General features: G+C 32.4%; 11 protein-coding genes. 2 read left to right on the top strand and 9 right to left on the bottom strand.

The window, feature by feature from the left end; all coding sequences use genetic code 11:
• Positions 1 to 233: 233 nt before the first annotated feature.
• Both FEM21_RS15605 and FEM21_RS15610 read right to left on the bottom strand, forming a co-directional pair.
• Complete coding sequence (locus FEM21_RS15605) at positions 234 to 1,469, bottom strand: ABC transporter permease (protein WP_035662499.1); 1,236 nt, start codon at positions 1,467 to 1,469, stop codon at positions 234 to 236.
• 52 nt (positions 1,470 to 1,521) lie between these two features.
• The gene (locus FEM21_RS15610; protein WP_035662503.1) at positions 1,522 to 2,016 is read right to left on the bottom strand and encodes a YkgJ family cysteine cluster protein; all 495 of its coding nucleotides are present in this window, start codon (positions 2,014 to 2,016) and stop codon (positions 1,522 to 1,524) included.
• Positions 2,017 to 2,079: 63 nt separating this feature from the next.
• On the opposite strand from FEM21_RS15610, the gene FEM21_RS15615 reads away from it, so the two are divergent.
• Positions 2,080 to 2,787 carry a class I SAM-dependent methyltransferase gene (locus tag FEM21_RS15615; protein ID WP_035662506.1) on the top strand — a complete coding sequence of 236 codons (708 nt, stop codon included), beginning with the start codon at positions 2,080 to 2,082 and terminating at the stop codon, positions 2,785 to 2,787.
• Positions 2,788 to 2,821: 34 nt separating this feature from the next.
• On the opposite strand, the gene FEM21_RS15620 is transcribed toward FEM21_RS15615, so the two are convergent.
• From FEM21_RS15620 to FEM21_RS15655, 7 genes are all read right to left on the bottom strand, one after another.
• On the bottom strand, positions 2,822 to 3,454 hold the full coding sequence (locus FEM21_RS15620; protein WP_035662509.1) for a 7-carboxy-7-deazaguanine synthase QueE: 633 nt from the start codon (positions 3,452 to 3,454) through the stop codon (positions 2,822 to 2,824).
• Between the two features lie 122 nt (positions 3,455 to 3,576).
• Positions 3,577 to 5,241, bottom strand: a complete 1,665-nt coding sequence (locus tag FEM21_RS15625; protein WP_035662537.1) for a tetratricopeptide repeat protein — start codon at positions 5,239 to 5,241, stop codon at positions 3,577 to 3,579.
• 47 nt (positions 5,242 to 5,288) lie between these two features.
• Complete coding sequence (locus FEM21_RS15630; RefSeq protein WP_035662513.1) at positions 5,289 to 6,194, bottom strand: PstS family phosphate ABC transporter substrate-binding protein; 906 nt, start codon at positions 6,192 to 6,194, stop codon at positions 5,289 to 5,291.
• A gap of 232 nt (positions 6,195 to 6,426) precedes the next feature.
• Positions 6,427 to 7,242 (bottom strand): energy transducer TonB, encoded by an 816-nt coding sequence (locus FEM21_RS15640; protein WP_035662520.1) that lies wholly within the window; start codon positions 7,240 to 7,242, stop codon positions 6,427 to 6,429.
• Between the two features lie 40 nt (positions 7,243 to 7,282).
• Positions 7,283 to 7,831, bottom strand: a complete 549-nt coding sequence (locus tag FEM21_RS15645; RefSeq protein ID WP_035662523.1) for an ExbD/TolR family protein — start codon at positions 7,829 to 7,831, stop codon at positions 7,283 to 7,285.
• A 19-nt stretch (positions 7,832 to 7,850) separates the two neighbouring features.
• The gene (locus tag FEM21_RS15650) at positions 7,851 to 8,489 is read right to left on the bottom strand and encodes an ExbD/TolR family protein (RefSeq protein WP_035662526.1); all 639 of its coding nucleotides are present in this window, start codon (positions 8,487 to 8,489) and stop codon (positions 7,851 to 7,853) included.
• A gap of 43 nt (positions 8,490 to 8,532) precedes the next feature.
• Positions 8,533 to 9,351, bottom strand: a complete 819-nt coding sequence (locus FEM21_RS15655) for a MotA/TolQ/ExbB proton channel family protein (protein WP_035662530.1) — start codon at positions 9,349 to 9,351, stop codon at positions 8,533 to 8,535.
• Positions 9,352 to 9,730: 379 nt separating this feature from the next.
• Between FEM21_RS15655 and FEM21_RS15660 the strand changes: the two genes are divergently transcribed.
• Complete coding sequence (locus tag FEM21_RS15660) at positions 9,731 to 11,257, top strand: helicase HerA-like domain-containing protein (protein ID WP_035662534.1); 1,527 nt, start codon at positions 9,731 to 9,733, stop codon at positions 11,255 to 11,257.
• Positions 11,258 to 11,340: the final 83 nt, after the last annotated feature.

The following is an 11,340-nucleotide window of genomic DNA, read 5'->3' on the forward strand; positions in this document are numbered from 1 at the left end:
CCACAAAGAGCACGAAGAAAGCACGAAGTTCACAAAGGTTTTTCCTCTATATATAATAGTGAAATCTCGTTTTAACCACCATTCCCTAGCCCTGATAGTAGTGAAAATCCTTGCTTGACGACCTTTAGTCAAGAAAGACTGTAGCAGATAGCAGGAAATAGCTAATAATAAAAAAGACTAAAACAGCAATAAATACTATTTTAGTCTCTTTTGCATACGAGCCAGCGCTTAAATTAATCGAATCTGATTGCTTTTACCGGAGTAATCTTAGTAATAATATAAGAAGGAATCAACAAAACCAAGAAACAAACCCCAACTGTCAAGACATTTAACAACACAATATAAATGACATTTATATATACTGGCGCCTGATTTACATAATAATTCTCCGGATTTAACTGAACGATTCCAAAATACTTTTGGATTAAAAGAATCGAAATCCCGATTAGATTTCCCCAAAACAATCCACGAAAAATTAAATAAGACGCATTATAAAGAAACATTTTTCTAATTGACCAGTTACTCGCTCCTATCGCTTTTAAAATCCCAATCATTTGTGTACGCTCTAATATTAGTACCAAAAGCGCCACTACCATATTAATTGTCGCCACCAATATCATAACAATCAATATTACCACGATATTAAAATCAAACAATTGAAGCCATTCGAAAATATAACTGTATTTTTCTACTATAGTTTTAGAATCTAAAGTAGAACCTGTATGCTCATACACTTTCTCACCTATTTCACTAATATTATCAAAATCATCTACAAAAACTTCAAAAGCGCCTATCTGATCTTTTTTCCATTTATTTATTCGCTGAATATGTCGAATATCACCCAACACATAAGTCGCATCAAATTCCTGAAATCCCGAATTAAAAACCCCTACAATTTTAAACCGTCTTATATTAGGTAATTTATTCTGCCCCTCTTTAATAAAGAAAGTATTAAAACTATCGCCTACTTTCAATTTTAATCTATTAGCTAAATATTGAGAAATTACAACTTCAGGATTCAACTGAGCAGACACATTAGGCAATCTTCCTGAAACTAAATATTCTTTTATATTAACCCAATTATAATCTACTCCCACTCCTTTAAAAACAATTCCTTCAAAAGCATCAGCTGTTCTAATAATTCCTGCCTTACTTGCGACGGCTTGTATGTGACTAACTTCTGGAACAGAATTAAACTTAGGATAAAAATCTTGTTTTTTAGAAACAGGGACTAAAGTAGCTTCTGATTGATTAGTATCAAAATTAGCAATTATGATATGACCATTAAAAGCCGATATCTTTTCCCGAATTTTTTGCTGCAATCCAATACCCGTTGCCACAGAAACAATCATCATAATCATTCCGATAGCAATAGCTGAAATTGCAATTTTTATAATTGGTGCCGAAATACTGCTTTTATTATCTTTTGCAGTAATCAATCTTTTGGCAATAAAATATTCTAAGTTCAAATTTATAGGATATTAAATGACGTTAATACATTATTCTTCATGAAGAAAACTACTAAAGAGGCAATTTCTTCTTCATCTCTTCAACAATATTGAAAGCTGCCGGACAAATAGGCGTATTTTTTAAAGTAATAGCAGTTATTTGCTGAAACTTCTTTCTATCAGTATGCGGAAATTCGCGGCAAGCCTTAGGACGAACTTCATATATAAAACAAGTATTATCAGTATCTAAAAAAGTACAGGGCACATTTTGCAAAACATAATCATTATCCTCATCAACTCGAAGATATTGCTCAATAAAACTTTGCGGTTTTTGCCTCAAATGTTTCGAAATACGCTCAATATCAGCTAAAGTGAACAATGGTCCAGTAGTTTTACAACAATTAGCACACTCTAAACAATCTGTTTTTTTAAATTCAGCATCATGTAAATCCTGCATTACATAATCTAAATTCTTTGGCGGTTTCTTTTTTAACTTATCAAAATACTTTTTGTTTTCGATATGCTTATCTTTGGCCAGTTTCCCTATTTCATTTAAAGATGGTTTCAATTTTAAAATTTAAAGTTGAACCACAAAAGTAACCTTTAAACTCTAAACATTAAACAAAAAATTATGAAAGACCTTTTTGGCAAAGCAATACTTGATTTTAAAACCAAAAATTCTCCCGAAAATTTAATTACCGAAACTTCAATTTCTGAAGAAGACGAAATGTCTGTCGCTTATTTATTCCGGGATTTTAATGAAATGCCAAAATTAGAACAAAAAGCATTAGAATTAACTAAAGGAAAAACTCTCGATGTAGGTTGCGGAGCCGGAAGCCATAGTTTGTATTTACAAAACGAAAAAAACTTAGATGTTACCGCTATCGATATTTCAAAAAATGCCATAGAAGCTTGTCAGTTAAGAGGTGTAGCTTCCGTAAAAGCCGCAAACATTCTCGATTTAGATTCTAACGAAAAATTCGATACTATTTTATTACTAATGAATGGTACCGGAATATTTGGCACATTAGCAAAAACAGATCAATTTCTTCAAAAACTAAAAAGCCTACTTAAACCAAACGGACAAATTCTTATTGATTCATCCGACATTATTTATATGTTCGATCAAGACGAAGATGGTGCTTATGAAATTCCCGCCAATGGCTATTATGGAGAATTGGAATTTTCAATATCTTATAAAGGAGAAAAAGAAGCCACTTTCCCCTGGCTTTATCTTGATTATAATACTTTACAAAATGCGGCTTTCGCCAATGGATTACAATGCGAATTAATCCTGGAAGGAGAACATTATGATTACCTAGCCAGATTAAGTTTATAAAAAACAAAGCCAGTAAAATTTACTGGCTTTGTTTTTAAGGTATATTCAAATATTTATGCGTTTGCAAAGAAACTCTCCATTTAGGATGATTCATAACATAATCAACAATCAGCGGAGTCATTTCTTCTTTTTTACTCCATTCTGGCTGAAGGAACAATATTGCGTTATCATTTACTAATTCTGCTTGCTCTTCTGCAAAAATAAAATCATGTTTGTTATGAATAATTACTTTTAACTCATGTGCATTATCATAAACGGTTTGAGTTGGTAATTTATTTTTCTTTGGCGACAAACAAATCCAATCCCAGGTTCCAGAAAGCGGATAAGCACCCGAAGTTTCGATATGAACTTTTCTGTTTCTTTCTTTTAATTTTTGAGTTAACAAAGTCATATCCCAAGTTAGCGGCTCTCCTCCTGTCACCACAACCGTATCAGCATATTTACTAGCATTTTCAACAATGACATCTAAAGCTGTTGGCGGATGCAATTCGGCATTCCAACTTTCTTTCACATCGCACCAATGACATCCCACATCGCAACCTCCAATTCTAACAAAATAAGCTGCTGTTCCAGTATGAAATCCTTCTCCTTGAATAGTATAAAACTCCTCCATTAAAGGCAGCATTGCTCCTTTATTCACTTCTAATTGAATTTCTTTTGCTAGCATTTCTATAATTTAGGGTGCAAAGATAACTAATTTACAAAAGAGATGCTTCATTTATCCTAAATGCTTATAAAACAAAAAGCCGATAATTTAAAAATTATCGGCTTTTTGAAGTAATTTAAAATCTATTTTAAAGATTGTAAAGATTGAGTAGCAAACTTATTAGCTGGATCAATCTCTAATGTTTTAGCATAATACTCTTTTGCTTTTTCTTTATCAGAGTTAGCAGCAATAGTATTGTAAGCCTCAGTCAATTTCGCTTTAGTAGAAGGTTTTGCCAATTCTTCTGCTCCAGCTGCAGTTGCAACTTTTATAAACTCTTCATAATATTGAATCATCATTGCTGGTTTATCTGCCAAACTGTTAACTCTCGCTCTATAAATATAAGCATCTAAAGTAGATGGAGAACCAGTAATTAAATTCCCTAGAGCTGTATCTGCTTTTTGCAAAGCAATCGGGTCTGCTTTTTGTCCTTCAGGTAAAGTTCCATTAGCAAAATAAATAGAAGTACCTAAATAGAAATTATCAAGTAAATAATTTTTAGACTCTGGATCAGTTACAGCAATTTCAAAAATAGCTGCTGCTTCTTTATATAATTTCTTACCATATAATTCTTTTCCTAAATCTCCAAGATCAACTGCGATAGACTTTTCTAACTCAACTGCTTTTTTAATTAATTCAGTTCCTTCTGCAAACAAAACCGGATCAATAGTTGATCCATCAGCACTTGTTCCTTTTTTAATTTTCGCCTGACCTAAGTATAAATAATCTAATGAGATTACTTTGTTATTAGGATTATCGATAAATTGTTTCAAAGAAGAAATAGCTTCATCGATATGTCCGTTCTCATAAGCAGCATATCCTAAATATCTCAAGATTCTTGGATTTACTTTATCCAATTCTTTCATTTTATTAGCTTCAACCTCTAAAGCTTTGTAATCTTTTGCCAAAATCAAGAAATCAGCATGACGCATACGTGAAGCCAAAGAATAATCGGTCATTGTCATGTACTTTTCATAGTACGACAATGCCTGTTTAATATACTCATCATAACGTCCAGGAACATTTAATGCCCAATAGTAGTAAGTTTCAGCTAATTCTCTGTAAACAGGACCATAGTTTGGACTTAAAGCAATTACCTCATTGTAAGCAGCAACAGCTTCTTTATATGCTTTTGCTCCTTTTAACAAAACCCCTAATTGAACTTTTGCTCTAATCAAAGAATTATCTGCCTGAAAAGCATTACGATAAGCAGAGAAAGCTTCATTTTGATTTTTATCACCATAATGAGCATCTCCTAACGCTAAAAGAACTTGTGGTTCAGCAGCATTTCTTTCTTTAGCTAATTCCAAAGCTGCAAGAGCCGCTTTATAATCTGGATTTGAATTATTCATATATGCTTTTGCAATGTAAACATACTCTTCAAAATCTTTTTTACGAGCCTGATTTTTAGCTATATCAAATTTAGCTTTAGCAGAAGCAACATCTTTCTTTTCTAAATCAATTTGCCCTAATCCAATTTGATTAAAATGAGCATCATTTTTAGCTTTTAAACCATCGTTGTAAGTAATGCTAGCAGAATCAATTACAGACTGATTCAAATATATGTTACCTAAAAGAAAAAAAGCTTTTCCTTCTGATGGATTTGATTTAATTATTGATTTTAAAGATGTCTTGGCTTTTTGGTATTGCTCCGCATCAATTTGTTTCTTTGCTTCATTGATATCCTGCGCATTTACCACAGAAGCAGAAGCAAAAAGTGCAACACTTAAAATTTTAAAATTGTTCATTTTAGTTGTATTTAATTTATTCATTTTCATTTGTTCTTTACCCCTTATTATTTTATTCTACTTTTAATTAACAGTTTTCTACCTGGGATATCCTTAGGCAACATTCCTGATTTTAAAATAATTCTTTGTCCAATTTCTCCAGCTAAAAACGAAGCAAATCCCATTCCTAATCCAGAGTATCCCTGACAATTAATAATAAACAAATCACGTGCCAAAGGATAAGTACCCTCGGCCAGATTGTTTTGAGTAGGCGCAAAATAAGAATTTTTATTTAAACCTTGCACACTTAACACGTTAATATTAGTTAAATAATCCTTAATCTTAGCTGTAGGCTGTAATAACCAATTAACCCCTATAACACCAATCATTCCATTATTCTCAGATACAAACTTAACGACATCTTCATTGGTTTTAAAAGAATAAACTCCTTCTTTAGGAACTTCTTTGACACCAGCAAGATCAGTAAAATAACGCACTGTACTAGAATTTGGATTATCAAATACTAAACCTTTAATCTTAGTTTGCGATTCTCCTTTTAAAAAGCCCAAAACGTCTTTCAGAGCTATTAAAGTGTCAGCATCTTTTTTATTCGAAATTAAAGCAATAGCGTCTGTAGCAAATTTTGTTGTTTTAGGTTTAATTTTCATTTGCTCAAAAAATTTAATCTCCTCAGCATTTAATTCTCTTGACAAAACTGCTACTCCAGTAGTATCTTTAAGAAACGTTTGTATCACTTCTTTTTCTGACTTTGGAGATAAAACAATTGTCGCATCATAAGTGCTTTCAAAAACAGCAACCTGATCTTCGATTATAGGCTTTACAGTTTCGTCTACCAATAAAGTCACTTTTCCTTTAATGATAGATTCTTTATCATTAGATTTTTGTTTACATGAAATAAAAAGACCAATTCCTAAAAAGAAAAAAACTAAAAACAACAGCATTACTTTTTTCATAACTATTCCTTATTATCATTAATAATTCTCCAACAACGGATAAAAGCATACACGATTAAAAGCGCACCAAAAGCAATTCTATAATTCATTGGCATACGTATTGGGAACTCTTTCATGAAGATTACAATTAGTCCCAAAACAAAGTAAAGCATAAAAAACAAAATGCCTATAACGAGAAGAAATCGCTCTTTAAGCGATTTCTTCTTAATATTTGTAATAAAATTTTTTAACATTAGTCTCCAGATGTTATACTAATTGGTAAAGAGTAAAGAACCCTAACTGGTTTTCCATTTTGAATTCCAGGATTCCATTTTGGAGATTTCTGCAATACTCTTATCGCTTCTTTTCCAGTTCCGTATCCAATATCTCTCAATACTTTAATATCAGTTAACGAACCATCTTTTTCAACAACAAAAGTAACATAAACTTTCCCTTTCAAACCTTCTTCTTCTGGTGTACGATAGTTTTTACCTACGAAAGCATAAAACTTATCCATACCTCCAGGGAAATCTGGTTTCACTTCAATACCAGCAGTATTATAAATTTCATCACCGCTTGACTCCTCAACAACTTGACTTGTTTTAGGACCAGTTCCAGAAGGCCCAACTGTTAAAACAGCATCCGGATCACCTTTAATAGTTTCAGCACCTGTTTTCTTATCTTTTAAATCTACGATTTTAGGTGGCTCTTCTACAACTTCTTCTGCTTTTGCAACAACCGGTTTCACAAACTTCACCTGATCTACTGCAGGTGGTGGTGGTGGTGGTGGTGGTGCATTCAACTTAGGTGGTTCTACTTTCTTTGGAGGTAACTTAACATTGGTAAGCTTAACCTCTTTAATTGAAAGATCTTCTTCCTCAGCTCCTTTAGGAATCAAATTAATGATAAGAGGAGCGGCGACAGCTAAGCTAAAAAAGAAAGCACCAATAATAAGAGCTCTTGTTGAAGTCTTGCCGCTAGATTTTCTTAAATCATAAGCACCATAGAGTTTGTTACGTCCTTCGAAAACGATATCAACCCATGAATTTTTTAATATATCTAATTTCATTTTTCTTAATTATTAGGTTATTAAGAAAACAAGATTACTCTTATTTTCCGTCTAACAATTTTGTTTCCTCAGGCAAGAAATCATTTACGATTGTATAAGTAGGAATTGAAGATATAGCCATTTCATCTAGTATATCAACTACATTTTTATATGTAGATTTTTTACTAGGTTTAATAATCACAATCATCCCTTGATCAGGTCTTCCTTTAGCTGTAGAATATGCCAGAACTTCTTTTTTTCTTTTTAGTAATTCTTTACGTATTCCATCTTTACCGTAAGCAATATCTTTAGGAGCCATAGGAGTATTGATAATACCCATGTAATAGAACATTTTATCATTATCTCCTAACAACACAGTCATTGTACGGTTTTCATCAACCTTTACGTTTTTAGAATCATCCTTTGGATCTTTATCTGGCAAACCTAAACTCATCGATTGAGGTTTTGACAACGAAGTAGTAAGCATAAAGAAAGTGATAAGTAAGAACGCTAAATCTACCATGGCAGTTAAATCTACCTTCGAATTTTGCTTTTTACTTCTTACCTTGCCGCCTTTATCACCACCACTGTCGGTATTTAATTCAGCCATTTTAGTGTATTTTTATTTATTAAAAATCTTTTCCTCTTAATCCAGTTATCAAACTAAAAGTATTAACATGTTGATCTTGCAAAATGTCCATTACTTTTTTAATAACAGGATATTCTTCTTTAGCATCTCCTTTGATTGCTATTTCCAACTCTTTTTTACCTCCAATAGCATTTTGCAATTCATTATTAGCTTTACGAGAATTAAGAATCCATTCTTTCACTTGATTATCAGTAGAATCAATTGGAATACCAGGTTGATCAGCTTTAACTCGATCAGAAGATTTCATGTCAATAATCTGCTTAAGACTTTGAATTGGCACACCAAAATCAGTCATTAAAGAAAATTTCGTTTTATCTTCTTCTGAAAAAGTTAGACCATACTTTTCAGCCATCAATTCTAAAGCTCTTTTACGAACCTCTCTACCTTTCAAATCAAAGAAAACTTTATTTTTACCTTGATCTTTACCAATTATAACTACTGCTAATTCTGAATCCGGCAATTTTGTTTGCACAGTTGAAGCAGGTGTATCTACCGGTAACGCCTCAGGAATTTTAGCTGTAGCTGTCAAAATAAAGAAGGTAAGCAAAAGGAATGCAACATCACACATCGCAGTCATATCTGTCGATGTCGACTTCTTTTTCATTTTTATTTTAGCCATTCTTTTTGTTTTTATTTTGATACAATAATGTTATCAAAAATTATTATTGTTTCAAACTTCCTCTGAATTTTCTGTAAGTATTAACGATAGTAGTACCTGCCTCATCGATAGAGTAAGTTAAATCGTCAATTTTTGCAGTAAAGAAGTTGTAAGCAACAATAGCTAAGATTGAAGTAGAGATACCTGTTGCAGTGTTGATAAGTGCCTCAGAGATACCTGTTGCAAGTGCAGCCTGATCAGGAGTACCAGCAGAAGCTAACGCACCAAACGCTTTAATCATACCAGATACTGTTCCTAATAATCCTCCAAGTGTACCTAAAGATACTAAAGAAGAAATAATAGTCATGTTTTTCTCTAACATTGGCATTTCAAGAGAAGTGATCTCTTCAATTTCTTTATGGATAACTTCAGAAGCTTCTTCACTGTTGAATCCTTCTTTTTTAACATCTTGATATTTAACTAATGCTGATCTAATTGCATTTGCAACTGAACCTTTTTGTTTATCACAAGCAGCAATAGCCTCATCAATATGCCCTCCTTTGATACTAGCTTGTACATTTGTCATGAAAGTATCTAAATTTCCTTTTCCGGCAGCTTTAGTGATTACGAAGAATCTCTCAATAGAGAAAACAATAACCATCAATAACATACCTAATAAAACCGGTACTATAAATCCTCCTTTGTAAACTTGTCCTAAAGTGTTAATTGGGTGACCTGTTTCTGGATTTCCTCCTTCAAAGTTTGCAGGTGATCCCATGATAAATTTCCAAATCACAGTTCCTACAGCCACACATAATAAAATAATGATTCCTGAAATCATTCCTCCTCCTTTTGAACTGCTTTCTTTTTTAACGTTTGCCATTTTTTTTAATTTTAATAGTTTTAAATAATTTAAATTATAGTTATAATTAACTTGTAGTCCCGCAAATTTATATGTTTCATTGAAATAAAAAAATTTTTTTTCATTATATTCAAATTAATCAACTGTAAATTGATGTTTAAAAAACATTAGCATTGTTTTTTTATCAATATCATCATAAAAAATTAAAGATATTGATAGAATATTTTATTAAATTGTAGATTTATAGAGTAATTTTTTAAATTCTTATTTCTTTAGCTAAAAAATATTTTTTTTTAACATTTAACAAAAAAAAAGGATTAAAATTACAGTAAATATTAATTTACCACCTTACAAAAGCATTAATAACATTATACACAACCTCTAAACACAGGCATTTTTCATGAATAATCGCGACAAATTTATCGAACAGATAACACAGGGATACCAGTCAAAAGGAGAAAGCATATTATTAGGCGGAGCTATTTTAGATGGAGAAGGCTTAAATAATGCTCATGTAAAAATCCCATTAAAAACATTAAACAGGCACGGATTGATTGCTGGCGCGACCGGAACCGGAAAAACAAAAACCATTCAGGTACTTTCAGAACAGCTGTCTTCTTTTGGAATTCCAGTTTTAATGATGGACATAAAAGGTGACTTTAGCGGGATTGCAAAAGAAGGAGAAGAAAAATCCTTTATCACCGAAAGACACAATACAATTAACATCCCTTATCAAACTGCCAGTTTTCCTGTTGAACTATTAAGCTTGTCCGAACAAAGCGGTGTTCGTTTACGGGCAACAGTATCTGAATTTGGTCCGGTTTTATTTTCCCGAATACTGGATTTGAATGACACACAAGCTGGTGTTGTTGCTATTATTTTCAAATATTGCGACGACAATAAAATGCCATTACTTGATTTAAAAGATTTTAAAAAAGTTATCAATTACATTACCGAAGAAGGAAAAGCAGAGATCACAGAAAGCTACGGCAAGATATCCACTTCTACCACAGGAATTATTCTTAGAAAAATCATCGAATTAGAGCAACAAGGAGCCGAACTGTTTTTTGGAGAAATGTCTTTTGAAATTGATGATTTAATGCGAATTGACGAAAATGGAAAAGGTTACGTAAATATCCTTCGTCTAACAGACATTCAGGATAAGCCAAAACTATTCTCTACTTTCATGTTGAGTTTATTAGCCGAAATCTATCAACAAATGCCGGAAAAAGGAGATGCAGATCAACCCGAACTGGTTATTTTTATTGATGAAGCACACTTAATATTCAAAGAAGCCAGCAAAGTATTATTGGAACAAATTGAAACTATAGTAAAATTAATTCGCTCAAAAGGAATTGGAATTTACTTTATAACCCAAAATCCAATGGATGTTCCAAGTGGAATATTAGCGCAGTTAGGTCTTAAAATCCAGCATGCACTAAGAGCTTTCACGGCAAACGACAGACAAGCCATAAAGCAAACAGCCGACAATTATCCTAGTTCTGATTTTTACAATACCAGTGAAATATTAACCAGCTTAGGGATTGGAGAAGCATTAGTGACAGCTTTAAGCGAAAAAGGAACTCCAACTCCTCTTGCCGCAACAATGCTAAGAGCGCCAATGAGCCGAATGGATGTTTTAACTGAAAGTGAAATTCAGGAAATCAATTTAAAATCTAAATTAGTAAAAAAATACAGCGAAAACATTGATCGCGAAAGCGCCTATGAAATGCTGAACAAAAAAATTGCTGTTATCGAAGAAGAAAATTCAAAAACGGAAGAGACCAAAACAACTCAAACCAGAACTTCTACCAAACAAGAACCCAGCACTACTGAAGTTGTTGGAAAATCAGTTTTAAAAGTACTCACAAGCGCTACCTTTATAAGAGGTGCTTTTGGAATTCTTTCAAAATTCCTGAAAAAGTAAGATTAAAAAAAGCGTCTTGTTTTATTCTCAACAAGACGCTTTTTTTAATCTACAAATTACATTTAGATTCTTACCTACTATAT

Source organism: Flavobacterium seoulense, from assembly GCF_000695795.1.
GTDB classification, from domain to species: Bacteria; Bacteroidota; Bacteroidia; order Flavobacteriales; family Flavobacteriaceae; genus Flavobacterium; species Flavobacterium seoulense.

Bases quoted from the DNA above. Each gene is read 5' to 3' on its own strand.
- FEM21_RS15615 (WP_035662506.1), top strand. From the start codon at position 2,080: ATGAAAGACCTTTTTGGCAAAGCAATACTTGATTTTAAAACCAAAAAT.
- FEM21_RS15620 (WP_035662509.1), bottom strand. From the start codon at position 3,454: ATGCTAGCAAAAGAAATTCAATTAGAAGTGAATAAAGGAGCAATGCTG.
- FEM21_RS15625 (WP_035662537.1), bottom strand. From the start codon at position 5,241: ATGAACAATTTTAAAATTTTAAGTGTTGCACTTTTTGCTTCTGCTTCT.
- FEM21_RS15630 (WP_035662513.1), bottom strand. From the start codon at position 6,194: ATGAAAAAAGTAATGCTGTTGTTTTTAGTTTTTTTCTTTTTAGGAATT.
- FEM21_RS15640 (WP_035662520.1), bottom strand. From the start codon at position 7,242: ATGAAATTAGATATATTAAAAAATTCATGGGTTGATATCGTTTTCGAA.
- FEM21_RS15645 (WP_035662523.1), bottom strand. From the start codon at position 7,831: ATGGCTGAATTAAATACCGACAGTGGTGGTGATAAAGGCGGCAAGGTA.
- FEM21_RS15650 (WP_035662526.1), bottom strand. From the start codon at position 8,489: ATGGCTAAAATAAAAATGAAAAAGAAGTCGACATCGACAGATATGACT.
- FEM21_RS15655 (WP_035662530.1), bottom strand. From the start codon at position 9,351: ATGGCAAACGTTAAAAAAGAAAGCAGTTCAAAAGGAGGAGGAATGATT.
- FEM21_RS15660 (WP_035662534.1), top strand. From the start codon at position 9,731: ATGAATAATCGCGACAAATTTATCGAACAGATAACACAGGGATACCAG.